Consider the following 15,836-nt stretch of genomic DNA (forward strand, 5'->3'; position numbering starts at 1 on the left):
GGATAGCTGTGATACGGATGGGGACGGTATCCTGGATGAGGATGAGGACCTGGATGGCGATGGAGACCCTACCAATGATGACTGTGATGCTGATGGCACACCAAACTATCTGGATGCTGATCCCTGCGACTCAGACGGAGATGGTCTGAATGATGCGGCGGAAGACACAGATGGCGATGGTAATCCATACAACGATGATTGTGATGCTGATGGCACTCCAAACTTCCTGGATTCAGATAGTTGCGATACAGATGGAGACGGGGTACTGGATTCGGATGAAGATGTGAATGGTGACGGGGATCCTGCCAATGATGATACTGATGGCGATGGTATCCCTGATTATTTGGATACAGATGACGATGGTGATGGAATAGATACAAAAGATGAAGATGGCGATAGAGACGGTGATCCTACCAACGATGACTGTGATGGGGATGGCACTCCAAACTATCTGGATACAGACCGATGTCCAAAAGTAGAGCCTCGCAGAGGGTTTACGCCTGATGGCGATGGTATCAATGACTTCTTTTACATCAAAGACATTGAGAATTATCCGAATAACACTGTTCAGATTTTCAATAGATGGGGAAATAAGGTATTTGAAATCAAAGGATATGACAACCAGAATAATGTCTGGAAAAGTGATGTCAACTCTGGTTTGAGAATAGGGAATGATAATAATGTACCTTCTGGTACCTATTACTACCTGATCCAACTAGGGGACGGTAGCGATCCGATTTCAGGTTTTGTGGTCGTGAATAGATAAAATGATCTAATGGTCTGATGTCAATATAGACCAATAAAGCCTTCTGATTTTTTATCGGGAGGCTTTTTTTATGCTGGTTTGACAATGTTCGGGATTAAGGAATGATTGGAGTAATGCACTCTACCTGATCCTTTGAGATACTCAACGAGTAATACCTGCTACTCAACGAGTGGATGATTTTGGGGCAAAAACAAAGCTTACTTTTGGGGTATAGATTCATGGTTGGATATGATCTATGGTTGGGACTAATGGAGCCTTCCGATTTATCGGGAGGCTTTTTTTATGCTGGTTTGACAATGTTCGGGATTAAGGAATGATTGGAGTAATGCACTCTACCTGATCCTTTGAGATACTCAACGAGTAATACCTGCCACTCAACGAGTGGATGATTTTGGGGTAAGAACAAACCTTACTTTTGAGGTATAGATTCATTGTTGGATATGATTCTATGGTTGGGACTAATGGAGCCTTCTGATTTATCAGAAGGCTTTTTTTGTGTGTTTTGATGATGATCTGGAGATCCGGAACGGCTGGTTTATCCTACCCATCCAATGCCTTGTGTGACTCAACGAGTAATACCTGCCACTCAACGAGTGGATGATTTTGGGGTAAGAACAAACCTTACTTTTGAGGTATAGATTCATGGTTGGATATAATCTATGGTTGGGACTAATGGAGCCTTCTGATTTATCAGAAGGCTTTTTTTATATATATCTATTAATATTGCCCTAATTGTACGGTGCTCATTATCTTTAATCTTTAGCGAAGACTATTGAATGAGAATACCTGAAATACCTGCCAACGAGCAAAGCCGACTGGAAGCACTACGTGAACTGGAGATTCTCGATACCCTCCCGGAAGAAGAGTTCGATAATATTACCAAATTGGCCAGTGAGATTTGTCAGGTACCCATCTCTCTCATTACATTCATAGACGAAGAGCGGCAATGGTTTAAATCACATCACGGACTCAATGTAGAGTACACCTCAAGAGAAGTAGCTTACTGCGCCCATGCGATCAATGATCCCAAAGAGATTCTGGAGGTGCACGATGCCTATGAAGATGAACGCTTTCATGATAATCCTTTGGCCGTAGGGGAACCTTTAGTGAGGTTCTATGCCGGTGTGCCTCTGGTGGATCCGGAGGGGCATGCATTGGGTACACTGTGTGTGATAGATCATAAACCCAATCAGCTTTCGATAGGTCAGAAGGAGGCACTGAGAACTCTTGCCCAGCATGTGATGGCTATTCTGAACGTGCGAAGTAAAAACATCGAGTTGATAAAGAGTCAACAGAAGTTTCAGGACTTGGTCAACCACATGGATGATATGATCTATGAGCTGGACTCAAATGGGTACTTTAAGTTTTCGAACATCAAGCTCCAGAAGCTCAGTGGGTACAGTGAGCAAGAATTGTCTCAGATGTCCTATTTGACGCTCGTTAAGGAAAATGCCAGATCAGAAATGATTGCTTTTTACAATGAGCAAAGGACCAAAAAGCAAGCCAAAAGCTATTATGAATTTCCAATGATTACGCGCCAGGGAGAGGAGCGAATGATTGGCCAGAATGTGGTCATAGATTTTGACCAACATGGGAAGCTCACTCGTGTGATGGCCGTGGCAAGGGACGTTACAGAATTGCATGAGCAACAGCGCGTATTTCGGCTACTTTCAGAAAACTCAAAAGATCTCATTTGTCTGCATGAACCCGACGGTACTTACATCTATGTGTCCTCATCGGTAAAAGATCTTTTAGGGTTTGATCAGGAGGAATTGATCGGTAGGAGTCCGTACGATTTCATGCACCCCGAAGATAGGGAGCGCCTAAGGGAGAACCCTCATGCACAAACGCTCAAGGGAAAAGAAATAGGAGGGGTTCAATATCGCATGAAAACCAGTGCTGGGAATTACCTGTGGCTTGAGTCGTACACCAAACCTATTGTGATTGGCGGAGAAGTGGTATCCTTTCAGACTTCATCCAGAGATATTTCTAAACGAAGGTTCAATGAGCTACAAGTTCAGAAGAGTAAGGAGAACATTGAAGCCCTCATAGAAAATACAGAGGACGCCATCTGGTCGGTGGATAGAAAATTTCGATATAAGATAGCCAATGGTGCTTATAAAGCATTGATCAAATGGCTGGTTGGTCGTGAACCTGAAATTGGTGAAAGTGGTCTGGATGTTGGTGATAAAATGTTTCAAGACCTGCTTCAGCATTATAGAAAATCCCTTGACGGGAAAAAGTTCAATATCGAATACCAGCTGACTCATAATGGAGTGAGGCGGTATTTTCAGAAGTTTTTTAATCCCATAAGGAATCAGGAAGGAATTATCACCGGGGTTTCTGTATTTGCAAGGGACATCTCCTACGAAAAGAAAATACTAAGAAATGCAGATAGGTATCGGGAGGGATTGCAGCTTCTTAATATCATCTTTTCCAATACAAGTCTGACAATGGATCAGCAGATTGGAGAGGCCTTGAAAATCTCATGTGAGTACCTCAAAATGCCTTCCGGGATTATCGGTCAGGTAGAAAAGGGCTTTGTGACGATTAAAAAGTATTATTCCTCAGAGCCTGTACCGATCAAGGAGGGAGATAGGTTCCCATTCGAAAATACTTTTAGTCAGTTAATCTACGATTATGGAAGAACACTGGCCATCGAGAACGTGAGCCAGTCAGATTTCAAAGAAGTCAGTAGCTTTAAAGCTTTCAAGGTAAGTTCCTTTATAGGTGCAAGTATCTCGGTAAATGGAGTTCGCTATGGTACGATAAGTTTTGGCTCTACCGAACAGCGTGGAGAATTTTTCGATTCCAATGAAACGGACTTTGTGGATATTCTGGCGGGCTGGATAGGATTTAATATTGAAAAGCAGTTATACGAGAAGCGATTGCGCTCCGAGCAGGATGTACTTCGCGCGTTTGTTCACTCAGCCCCTGCAGCCATTGCCATGTTGGATGAGAATCTGACCTACCTGGCCGTGAGTAGTCAGTGGAAGGTGGATTATCAGTTGGGAGACCGTGATCTCATTGGAGCGAATCATTATGAGATATTTAACAACATACCTGATTCTTGGAAGGAGGCCTATGAATCAGGCCTTCAGGGCAAGGAATCCCGAAAGGAAAGGGAGCTTTTTGAGATGGGCGGCCAGACTCGCTGGCTGAAATGGGAAGTGCGGCCGTGGTATGCTTCTAACAAAGAAATTGGCGGGATCATAGTTTTCACCGAAGATATCACGAGGCAAATCACACAGGAAGAAGAGCTGAAACTCGCGAAGAATGAAGCCGAGAAAGCATCACAAGCGAAAGAATTTTTCTTGTCCTCTATGAGCCATGAGATCAGAACTCCAATGAATGCCATCATTGGTATTTCGAACATCATGCTGTATGAAACCCCCCGGGCCGACCAGTTGGAAAATTTAAAGCTGTTGAAGTTTTCTAGTTCTAATCTCCTGGTTTTGATCAACGACATCCTGGATTTTAATAAAATCGAAGCGGGTAAAATGGAGCTGGAACTGATTGATTTTAATCTGAAAGAGGTGGCCATGAATGTTTATCAGACCATGCTGATAAGGGCTAATGAGAAGGGGCTGGTGTTCTTGTTTGATTATCAAAATGGCTTACCCGAAAACTTTGTTGGCGACTCTGTTAGGATCACCCAAATCCTCACAAACCTGTTGGGAAATGCCATCAAATTCACGGAGGAAGGCATTGTGAAGTTTAAAATTGAGGAGAAGAAACGATTAGGGAAGGAGGTTATCCTGTGCTTTACGGTGACAGATACAGGAATTGGTATTCCTAAAGATAAGATTGATGCCATTTTCGAAAATTTCACCCAAGCGAGTACCAACGTGGCTAGAAAATTTGGTGGCACGGGGCTAGGCTTAGCCATCACCAGAGAGCTCCTTAAAATCATGGGTTCGGACGTGACTGTAGAAAGTGAAGAAGGAGAGGGGTCTGTTTTTACTTTTGACCTGAAGTTGCCCATTGGTTCTTTGAAGTCCCTCCAGCAGGATTATTCGGAGATAAGTGCTGTAGCACCTGAAAGTTCGAATACCGGAATTCGTTTACTAGTGGCGGAAGATCACAAAACAAACCGGGAGATACTTGCCAAATTTCTAGATAGGTGGGGTTTTAAGTATGATTTCGCTGAAAATGGACTTGAAGCCATTCAAATGGCAAGTAAGAAGAATTACAGCATGATTCTCATGGATATTCAAATGCCCGTAATGGACGGTTTTGAAGCAACCAGAGAAATCAGGAAAATGAAAAATCCGCAACTAAAGGATATTCCAATTTATGCACTGACAGCCTCTGTATTGCTGGGAGTGCAGGAGAAGGCAGTCACTGCCGGAATGAGCGGATACATTAGCAAACCATTTGATCCAGACGAACTTTATGCCAAAATCACGAGTGAATCCATTCGACTTGAGTATGAAACGCCTGTGGTAACCAGGGATGTACTGAGTCATGAAGCGATCACACAGATGAGCCTCGGAGATGAGGAATTCAAAGAGGAACTCTACAGATATTATTCATCCGAATTTCACAGATTGCTTGGTGATCTGCATAGCGCCTTGGAACAGGAAGATCGTGATATGAGACATGCCAGTATTGAAGAACTTACAAAGCTTAACAAAGGTGAGATCATGCCAGATTTAACACCACTGCTTCAGGCGCTCAATGATGAGCAATCTGCGGCTGATCTCAAAAGAATTCCTGCTGCTCTTTATGAATTGATACATACTTTGACTGCTCGTCATGATAGGGGAAGCTGAACTGGGAATGAGGGGTACTGAACATACATTGAGCAACACTCACCGAGTATCCACTCTTCAGGAGTTTTTAAGCGGTATTTTTGAACAAAAAACCAGGAGATGCCATTAACACTCGAAGAGATAAAGTACCAACACCTTAAAGGTTCCACTCAGATTCTTTTGGCATCTTCTGATGGCAAAGTCTTGGCATCATGCAATACCCTGGTACCGATTCCTGTTGGATATGACCTGTTTGATTCTAATTCATTTTTGCAAAATCCTTCCCTCAGGGACCAGCTTGCATTGAATGAAGACCTGTATATACATGGTGTTCGTCTAAATCTGGTGGGTACAGAAGCTATTTACGATTTACACTTGAGTCTCTCATCCACGGGATCCAATGAGGATCAGATCATCTTTTTTCTGGAAGATCGCACGCGTTCGGTCACCTTCATCGAAGATGAAGAAAGTGAAGAAAAATTGCATGAGTTTATCTTAAAAATATCCACTCCGCTGGATATTCTGAAAGAATTATCCCTGTCAGACAAAGGCGGAGAAGGTAAGTCACCTGCCAGGGGGCTCATCATGGCTTATTTTGATCGGTTCATTCACGGAGTGCATCATTCACAGATCAATTTCCCAAGTGAGGAAGTGCCTTTTCGGGTAGAACATATTAGTGTAGCTGTGGAGATGTGTTTTGAAAGTATGATGGAATCAAGGGGGCTTAAGCTTGCCTCTGTAGTGGGATTCGAATCCAAGTTTTTGATTGGTGACCGTTTAGGTATTCTTCAGGTGGTTTTTCAGGTTTTGGGGTTCCTGCTGACAGATCAGAAAAGTGGACATGTACAGGTGAATTTTAACTATCTCCCCAAAGAAGAACAATTAGAAGTTGAAATATCAGGATCCCCAGACAGCAATGTCTATGGGGATATAGTGAAGGCCATGGAAAATGAAGGTGAATTTGGGATTTCTGCTGAAATGACGCTGCAGTTATTGTTTGATTGCCGTGCAGTAGCCTACCATGAGCCGGTTCAGGTGGCCAATTTGACCTTGAGTAAGAAGGAATTTCCATACCTCTTCGGAATTACCGGGGGAGATCTCTCACTGGTCAAGGATATTTTTCAAACCATACTCGTTTCACTTGCTATGGATATGGATGATTTTGAGAAAGCCATAGCTCAGGAAGACTGGGAGTTGATCGGGAGGGTTGCCCATAAGATGAAACCCAATTTTTCGAGCCTTCAACGAAAGGATATAGCTGAATCGCTACAGCATATCGAGGAGATTACCACTGGTCAGGACCTTGTCGGGCTGGAGGAGAAACTCAAAGATTTTATTAGAAGTGCTAACGAAGCGCTGGAGAATTTAAAAAAGTATAAAGTATGATCAAGCAAATCAGGTGCGTAGTAATAGATGATGATTTTGCCTCAAGAGCTATCCTAAAAGGATTGATTCGGCAAGATGAGAGGCTCATTCTCGTAGAAGAGTGTTCGGGATCAGCTGATGGAGCAGTATCGATTACCAAACACAAGCCGGATCTTGTTTTTCTGGATTTGATGATGCCTGGGTTAGATGGATATGAGGTTCTGGAGGTGTTGGACTATATGCCTAAAATCATTGTGGTTACCACAGAGCGGAATTATAAATCCGAAATATTCGGTGATCGGATTTCAGAGTACCTCTACAAGCCTGTAGAAAGTTTAGAAATGTTTACAAAAGCGGTAGATCAAGCAATGAAAACTTATTAGATTTGATTTAATGGAACGGCTTACATGTATTGCAATAGATGATGATATGGTGGCTTTGAAAATCGTTTCTTCACTTGTTGAAAAAACGGATTTTCTGAAGTTGGTAGGTACCTATCAAAACTCAATCAAAGGCGCAGCGGCTATTGTCGAATTGAAGCCGGACATCGTTTTTCTGGATGTTCAAATGCCAGACCTAACAGGCATGGAGATTTTAGCAAGTCTCCAGTCAAAACCTCAGGTTATTCTGGTGACCTCTCAGGAGAAGTTTGCCGTGAAGGCGTTTGAGTTTGATGTAGCAGATTATTTGGTTAAACCAATAGAGAATTTTGGCCGGTTTCTTAAAGCCGTCACCAAAGCCAAATCGAACATTGATGACAAGGAGCCTACCTCTTCTGATTCTAAGAATCTTTTTGTGAAATCAGAATCACTCCTCATTAATCTGAATCTGAAGGAAATTCTTTATGTGGAAGCTTACGGAGATTATGTGAAGATCCATACGAAAGAAAGAACTCATGTGGTGTACGGTAAATTGAAAGATACAGAAGAAAGCCTCCCTGAAAGTGAATTTGTGAGAGTGCATCGCTCTTTCATAGTACGTATTGATAAGATTAAAAATATAGATCAGGGAAATCTTCAGATAGAGGATAAAATCATCCCTGTGAGTGCTTCTTACAGAGCCCATCTGCTGGAAAGCATAAAGACTTTATAATTCCTCGACCATTTTTTCCAACCATGGTGTAAGAATGTCGTTCCCCGAGCGACTATTTGTGTTTATCTATTTTAGAGAATGAGAACATTATGGAAAAAATGACAGATAAAAAACCCATAGATGGACGCTCCGATATACTTTCCAATGAGCTCATCAAGGAGATATCGGACAGGAAGCACGCTCAAAACCTACTATCTGTATTTGTAAAGTATGCCCCCGGAGCCATTGCTTTGTTTGATCGGGAGATGAAATTTCTGGTAGTGAGTGACCGGTGGTACAGGGACTATGATCTGTCTGAGGGTGATATTACGGGCTCAAGTTACTATGATGTTTTCTCAGGAGCGACAGACAAGCACAAATGGGAGTCTTATCACCAAAGAGCCTTGAAGGGTGAAAAGCTGCGCAATGAGGAGGACCGACTGATAAAAGAGGATGGAAATGTGATTTGGCTTAAGTGGGAGATGCTTCCATGGTTTGACAAATTCGGAGTTATAGGTGGTGTTATCATGTCCACTGAAGTCATCACCCACAAGAAGAAACTTGAGGATGACTATAGAAAGAGCAGGCAGCTATTGGAAATGGCCATCGAGACTGGTCAGATTGGATTTTGGCATTGGATTGAGCAAAACAACCGCCTGGAGTGGAATGATCAAATGTTTCGGCTTTTCGAATTTGACGAGTCTGACTTCACGGGAGATGGCGAAACGTTTTTTGATATAATACACCCCGATGATGAGGCTCGAGTGCGGGGACTACTCAATCGGGCGATAGCAGAAAGAGGACAATATCACACTGAATACCGTGTAATATGCAAATCCGGGGTGAAAAAATTTAAAGAGCACGGGAAGGTTTTTTTGGATGACGGTCTTTTGAGAATGACTGGAATTTGTCAGGAAATTCCCGAATTGAACTTACCATAAAGTCCTTCTCAAAGGAGGATAAGTGCATCTCAGCCGCAACAAATGCCAGGTTACCGTTGAAATAACTATTTCTAACCTGAAAGTACCCACTGTGGTCGAAATTCCGGACTGAACACCCTGCATTGAGAGTAGCTTCGTACCTATGAACTTGTTGCGAACAATTACCTTTTTCGGATCTCTTTTATTTTTGTTGAACCTGACGTCAAATGCCCAACAGCGACCGATGTTTACACAGTATATGTTTAATGGATTGGTGCTGAATCCTGCCTACGCGGGGAGCCATGAATCTATTAGCGCCACGGCACTTTCAAGGATTCAGTGGGTAGGCATTGATGGGGCACCCGTCACGCATACTTTCTCCATTCATTCACCGATTCCCGATAGGAATATTGCCATAGGTGCCGTTTTTTCTAATGATCAAATAGGAGTGACCAACAGAAATACGTTGAACCTTTCCTATGCCTATAGAATAGAGATGCGCAATGCCATACTTTCTATGGGGCTTCAGGGAGGGCTGACCTCTTCTAAAGTGAATTATGATGAGATCGGCGCTAATGATCCCAATCTTCAATACAATGGCTCGGCACTATTGCCAAACTTTGGATTGGGGCTCTATCTCTATGGGAAACGCTATTATGCCGGTATATCTGTGCCCACAGCACTCAAAAACTCCTGGGCAGGAGAGGGTGATGCCAATAATAGTGATGGATTTAGTTCAGTGGAAGTGCCACACTTCTTTGGTACATTCGGCTTTTTGGTGGACTTATCTCCGCTGGTGAAATTGAAGCCCAGTATATTGGTGAAATCTGTCGATGGAGCTCCTATAGAATTCGATTTTAATGCCAACTTGATCCTTGATGATAAGCTATGGATTGGTGTTTCTTACAGATCTTTCGACGCACTCAGTCTTTTGCTGGATATTCAACTCTCTGCACAGTTCAAGTTGGGATATGCTTATGACTACACCCTTTCAGAACTAAGTCAGGCAACTACAGGATCACATGAGATTATGCTCAATTACCGATTTGTATTCTCCAAGTCGAAGATCGTAACCCCTCGATATTTTTAGAAAAGGTAAAGTTTTTGCTCATCTTACAGTTTTGATATCCGGTTGATGACATTGTATATTACAAATGCTGCTATGGTAAAAATGAAATAGATGATTTACCAGTTTTCCTTAATCTACAGGAGTGTATCGTATCTGACCATCCTGACCGCTCTGGTGGTGATGTATGGCTGGCTGCGGGGTATAGAGTTGGTTCAGATTATTGTCCAGTCATGGCCTTCTATGAAGTTCAATACGGCCCTGTGTTTCTTTCTTTTAGGGGGGGTACTCCTTTGCACTTATTATAGAAATAAGCTCTTCAAGATTCTTTTGGGAGGTGTCCTGCTGTTTGTCGCATCCATATCATTTATAGAAAATCTTACTGACCTGGAAGTGGGTCTTGACGTGTTGCTTGTGCCGGGGCTCATGTCTGCAGGAACCGCCCTCTGTTTTGCGTTGATGGGCCTGGCTCATCTTGTCATCTATGCTGATTCAGTTGAGTGGCGCAAAATGAGCCAATACCTACTCCACTGCGTGACGGTGATCTCCTTCTTTGCGATGATTGGTTTTGTCTACGGAATTTCAGGAGAAGGAAAGCTCATGTTCATTTCGTCCATGGCCATCCATACTTCAGCCTTATTCTTCCTGAGTTCAATAGCCTCTTCATTGATTCATCCTTCATTGGGCTTCACCGCGCTTTTGATTGGTAAAAAGCCTGGCAATCTTCTTGCGAAACGCATGTTTCCACTCATGGGGAGTTTGATACTTGTTTTGGGTTATCTGGTGATAAAATACTGGGAGACAGGGGAGATCAGTCCAGAGACGGGCCTGACACTTTTTGGGATGTCAATTCTGATCATTGCTCTGACATTCATCTCCATGATCGCTATGGAGCTCAATAGGACAGATATTAAGAGATCCGAAGCGGTGCGGGCATTGCGGGATTCCAATGCCAATCTCGAGAAAACCGTAGCAGAACGAACGGCACTTTTGAAGGATAAAATGGAGCTTTTGAATGCAACTACCAGTGCAGCAAGAATTGGAACGTGGGAGGTAGATTTGGAGGCTGGAAAAGTAACCTGGTCAGAAATGACCAGGGAAATCCATGAAGTGCCAATTGATTTTGAGCCTGATCTGACTACAGGAATCAACTTCTTTAAGGAGGGTGCTCATCGATCCAGAATTGAGGCTACAGTGCAGGAATGCATTGCAACGGGGAAACCCTATGATGTGGAATTGATGATAGTCACTGCTACGGGTGAGGACAGATGGATTAGAGCCATCGGTACTCCGATTCTCAGGGATGATAAGGTGATCAGGCTGCGCGGTACCTTTCAGGACATAGATGTGCGAAAACGGGCTGAAATTAAAATATCTGAGGAGAGTATTTTCCTTCAAACCCTAATTGATAACATTCCAATTAACATTTATACCAAGGATTTGCTCTCTAGGAAAACAATGATCAACCGGAGTGAGTTGGAATTGATGGGCTTGGAGGATTCCTCTACGGTGATAGGGAAAACTGATCATGAGTTGTTTCCAAAGGAGTCTGCTGATATCTCCAGAAAGGAAGATGTGGAAGTGATGAAGACGGGGATTCCTATTTTGTCCAGGGAGACCAGTATGGACCTTGGAGAGAATAATAAGCATTGGTTTCTGACCTCCAAAATACCAATTAAGAATTCGGAGGGGAATGTGACTGGCCTGCTGGGGGTCAGTGTGGATATTACCGAGCGAAAAGAGAACGAGGAAAAGCTAAAGAACTATGCCATACTGGAGTCCAAAAGTGCCGAGATGGAGCAGTTTGCTTACGTTGCATCTCATGACTTGAGAGAGCCTGTTTTGACCATAAAGAACTATCTTAATATTCTGTTTGAGGATTACGGAGAAAAATTGGGTGAGGGCTCCAAGAGGTATTCAAACACCATTTTGAATGCTTTGAATAGAATGGAGCTGCTTATAGGAGGGCTTCTGGATTATGCAAGGCTGAGCAGGCAGAAGGATCTGGAACAAGTGGATCTAAATGAGGCGGTCAAAAATGTGCTGGAAAGCCTGGATTCTTTGATTGTGAATAGTCAGGCCACAATAAAAGTCTCTAAATTGCCAAAAATTAAAGGGTACCCGACTGAAATTGAGTTATTATTTCAGAATCTGATCACCAATGGCATTAAATTTCATCACCCGGATCGCCTGCCTGTTGTAGAAATAGAGCGGAAAAAATACGGCAATGGGTGGATTTTTTCGGTAAGAGATAATGGAATTGGTATTGAGCCTGAATATATTGAAGAGGTTTTTGTGATGTTCAAAAGACTCCACTCCAGAAGGCTGTATGAGGGCACCGGTATCGGGCTTTCACATTGCAGAAAGATAGTTGAACTTCACAATGGTAAGATATGGGTGGAGTCAGAACCGGGTATCGGTAGTGTGTTTTATTTTACAATAGATATTAACGAGTAAAAGATGAAACCGAAAATCGATTGTATTCTTCTTGTGGATGATGATGAGGATTGTAATTTCTTTCACGAGCGTTTGATTAAGAAAATGGAATGTGCGGACCGTGTCGAAGCTTCTTTGACAGGAAATGACGCCCTGGATTTCCTGAGGTCTTCTGTGAATGGACAGCACCCACGACCCAATCTTATTTTGTTGGACATCAACATGCCCGGCATGGATGGATGGGGCTTTTTAGAAGAGTATAACAAGCTTTCAGAGGATCAGAAAGCGCAAATTGTGGTGGTGATGCTCACTACTTCGCTCAACCCCGATGATAGGGTGAAGGCCGAGAGTGACCCCAATGTGGGCGCTTTTGCCAATAAATACCTGGATGAAGAAAGCCTGTTGGAGATATTGAAGGCCAATTTCCCCCATTTTCGTTAATAAACAACGACCCTACGAGTACTCGAGCATGTAATCTACCAGATTGGTGTCTCTGCTGATGTCTAGTTTTTTCCTGAGCCTGTAGCGGCTGATTTCCACCCCTCTCACTGAGATATTCAATAAGTTAGCAATCTCCTTCGAGCTCATATTCATTCTCAGGTAGGCACATAGTTTGATCTCCTGAGGGGTAAGCGTAGGGTTATCCTTCTTGATGTTGGAAAGGAAGTCCCCATGAACCTGGTCAAAATGCTTGGTAAACTGTTCCCAACCTTCATCTTCAGAGAGGTTTCGGTCGATATCTCTGATGATCTTTTTGAAGTTGTCTTTCGATCCGGACTTTGAAGTTTCTTTGATGGCATTCCTAATCTGAAGCATAAACTCATTCTTATTGATGAGGTGCATGGTGGTAGTGGCCAATTCACGGTTCTTGTGATCGATTTCCGAACGAAGCTTGTCATTTCTAAGCTTACTGATCTGTTCTTCGGACTTTTTAGACACCTCCACAATCTCATTTTCTTTTCGTAAGAGCTCGCGTTTTTGCCGGAGCGTAAGCTTCTTCTTTTCGTAGCTGTGTCTCATGCTAAGCACAAGCATCGAAGCCCCGAAAACCACGAGGAGACCCAGCCCATAAAACCCGTACGCGAGCTTAGAGCGGTACCAGGGTGGATATACCTTCAGCTGAAAGCTTGCTTCCTCACTGATATCCCCAAAGACGTTTTTGGCTCGTACTCTAAAGGTGTATAATCCTTCAGAAAGATTGGTATATTCTTTTTCTGTCGCGGTGTTCCACTCAGACCAGTCTTTTTCAAAATTCTCCAGCTGGTACTGAAAGAGTATCTGATCCTGACCGTCATAGTAAGGTGATGCAAACCGAAACTTAAGCGATGAAAAATAAGCTGACAGTGAAACAGGTTCATCTGAGGCCAGTTGACCGGTCCCGCCATAGATCATGCGATCTTCGTCTGTAGTAGCTTCTATGCTTCTAATAAATGTTCTAAAGGGCTGATCTCTCAGGTACTTCATGCTGGGGTTGAAATGCACAAATCCTTCTTTGGCACCAAAAAAAACATTTTGATGGTCAATCACATGAATGTTCTCCAGGTCATCAGAAAGCAGTGGTTTTATTTTAGTAAAAGCAGCTGTGTGTTTGATGTAACTCCCATATTGAGTGCGCTCCAGATAGCCTAGCTCCATATCATTGAGAAAAAAGACATTCCCACTGAGGTCATGGGCCATGGCGGTAATGTGAGCTTCTTTGGGAAAGTACTGTCCCATTTCCGGGTCACTCACAAATGTGTCTTGCTGGGCATCATAATTATAAATTCCCGTTTCTGCAGGAAATACAAGTTTGTTGCCCCCCAGACCGAACACGTTGATAAGGATGTTAGAAGGCAGGCCTTTGTTTTTCCCGTAAAAGGATATGTTTCTAATGCGATCTTTTTCTTTATTAAAGTCAATTTTGAAAATCCCTTTGTAGCCATGGGTCATAAAGAGGATAGAGTCTCCCGCAAATTCAAACACCCTGCTTGATTCACTAAATTCCTCCAATTCATTTTCTACCTGGTATTGGCCATCCACTTTTTTGAAAATCACAAAGCCGTCGTAGGTGCCGGCCAGTATTCGGTTATCTCCGATGGAGTTTTCAAACTTCCAGGTTCCGGTGTGGTCATAAAACTGGGTGGCCAGGTCATCTTCCACCAGAAAAGCCCCTGCATGATGAGCCAGGAGCAGGTCCGTGTTGATGTGTTGAACGTTGTATACTTGCCCGCCAGAGTTTTTTACTAGTTGATAATCGGCTAATTCAGTAATTGGGTTTGGATTGGCCCCCTGATAAAATAGCCCATTGCTGGTGCCGAGGTAGAGTTTGTTGTCATGGAGGGTGGCGCAGTATCCAGTGCCGGGTAAGCCGGACTGTTCATTAATAACTGAAAAAGGGGAGGCCAGTTCTACCATGCAGATGCCGTTGTTCAGCCCTACCCAGAGGTTATTGAATTGATCCTCATGCAGGGCTAGAACCGTACGATTGGTGAGGCCTTTTCCTTTGGTAAGGTGATTAATAACATCACCATTTTGAGAAAGAATGACGATCCCGTTATTCTGAGTACCAATGGCAATGTTGCTGTTTTCCAGTAAAATGGCTTTGTTAATCAGAGAATTGGATAAAAAATCGGTAATGGGCAGATTCCATCTTCTAAAGATCCCATCTCTGTAATGATAGACAGTTCCATTCTTTTGGAAGATCAAGAGGCTATTGTTCTGGTAGGGGACAATTGCGGTTATTTCATGATCTTGGAGGACATGGCTACCTGGTATGATAGAGAAACTCTTTCCATTCCATTTGGCTAAACCGGAGGAAAGGGAAGATGCATAGAGCCCATTGGCTACCTGGAAAACAAGATCATAGTCCACCTCATGATGGAGTTTACGAACAGTTTTCCCATCATATACCACCAGACCGAGATAAGAACAGAAGAAAATATTGCTTTCGTACTTGACGATCTTCCAGATGTCTTCCAAATTTCGATCATGCTCATCCAGAAGACCTAAGAGGCTTTCGAATACCAGGTTACCCTTGGCATCTGCTTCGAAGTATCCGATCTGATTTTGACCACCAATATAGATGCGGTTGTCGGCATCCACAAAGACAGAGCGAGCTCTGGTGTTGTTTTCTATCAGATACCTTCTCCAGCTATTTCCATCGTATTCGAGCAAGCCAAAATTGTTGGCGACATAAATAAAACCCCTGCTATCCCTGCTGATGTCCCAGTTTTGAATGCCTCCTTGATAATCGTCAGTATTATAGGTGTTGGTGAGTGGTATTTTGGAAAATCTATAATGATCTGGTTGAGATATTGCAATATTTCCCAAAAAAAGACCGATCACAAGTAAATGTGAGTAGTGAATGGAGGTTTTACTCTTGAATAAACTGTACTTCTGGAGCATGTTGTGTTATCTATGAAAATGAATATAAATAGGAAAAGTTTAAAAAACCCATTATTTCCATGTAAAGGCATTTT

At 43.0% G+C, this 15,836-nt stretch carries 10 protein-coding genes; 9 read left to right on the top strand and 1 reads right to left on the bottom strand.

Translation table 11 applies throughout. The annotated features are described in order from the left end of the window. The 9 genes from ACHKAR_RS03500 to ACHKAR_RS03540 form a co-directional block, all read left to right on the top strand. Positions 1 to 766, top strand: a 766-nt coding sequence (locus ACHKAR_RS03500) for a gliding motility-associated C-terminal domain-containing protein (protein ID WP_395416182.1), incomplete at its 5' end; no start/stop codon positions are given. A gap of 776 nt (positions 767 to 1,542) precedes the next feature. Continuing rightward, positions 1,543 to 5,541: a PAS domain S-box protein gene (locus ACHKAR_RS03505; protein ID WP_395416183.1), complete on the top strand. Its 3,999-nt coding sequence runs from the start codon at positions 1,543 to 1,545 to the stop codon at positions 5,539 to 5,541. 99 nt (positions 5,542 to 5,640) lie between these two features. Next, positions 5,641 to 6,906, top strand: a complete 1,266-nt coding sequence (locus ACHKAR_RS03510) for an Hpt domain-containing protein (RefSeq protein ID WP_395416184.1) — start codon at positions 5,641 to 5,643, stop codon at positions 6,904 to 6,906. Beyond that, positions 6,903 to 7,268 carry a LytR/AlgR family response regulator transcription factor gene (locus tag ACHKAR_RS03515; RefSeq protein ID WP_395416185.1) on the top strand — a complete coding sequence of 122 codons (366 nt, stop codon included), beginning with the start codon at positions 6,903 to 6,905 and terminating at the stop codon, positions 7,266 to 7,268. Before ACHKAR_RS03510 ends, ACHKAR_RS03515 begins: the two co-directional genes overlap by 4 nt. Before the next feature lie 10 nt (positions 7,269 to 7,278). Further along, a complete protein-coding gene (locus ACHKAR_RS03520; RefSeq protein ID WP_395416186.1) occupies positions 7,279 to 7,977 on the top strand; it encodes a LytR/AlgR family response regulator transcription factor in 699 nt (232 codons plus the stop codon). 89 nt (positions 7,978 to 8,066) lie between these two features. Next, entirely contained in the window at positions 8,067 to 8,897 is an 831-nt protein-coding gene (locus ACHKAR_RS03525; protein ID WP_395416187.1) for a PAS domain-containing protein, read from the top strand. Between the two features lie 142 nt (positions 8,898 to 9,039). Then, complete coding sequence (locus ACHKAR_RS03530) at positions 9,040 to 9,966, top strand: PorP/SprF family type IX secretion system membrane protein (protein ID WP_159578544.1); 927 nt, start codon at positions 9,040 to 9,042, stop codon at positions 9,964 to 9,966. 90 nt (positions 9,967 to 10,056) lie between these two features. Then, the gene (locus ACHKAR_RS03535) at positions 10,057 to 12,399 is read left to right on the top strand and encodes a sensor histidine kinase (protein ID WP_395416188.1); all 2,343 of its coding nucleotides are present in this window, start codon (positions 10,057 to 10,059) and stop codon (positions 12,397 to 12,399) included. Between the two features lie 3 nt (positions 12,400 to 12,402). Further along, positions 12,403 to 12,819, top strand: coding sequence for a response regulator (locus ACHKAR_RS03540; protein WP_159578546.1), 417 nt, complete (start codon positions 12,403 to 12,405; stop codon positions 12,817 to 12,819). Positions 12,820 to 12,831: 12 nt separating this feature from the next. Here ACHKAR_RS03540 and ACHKAR_RS03545 read toward each other — a convergent pair whose 3' ends face one another. Beyond that, complete coding sequence (locus ACHKAR_RS03545; protein WP_395416189.1) at positions 12,832 to 15,762, bottom strand: ligand-binding sensor domain-containing protein; 2,931 nt, start codon at positions 15,760 to 15,762, stop codon at positions 12,832 to 12,834. Positions 15,763 to 15,836 lie beyond the last annotated feature (74 nt).

It is taken from the genome of Marinoscillum luteum (genome assembly GCF_044005705.1).
Classification (GTDB): domain Bacteria; phylum Bacteroidota; class Bacteroidia; order Cytophagales; family Cyclobacteriaceae; genus Marinoscillum; species Marinoscillum luteum.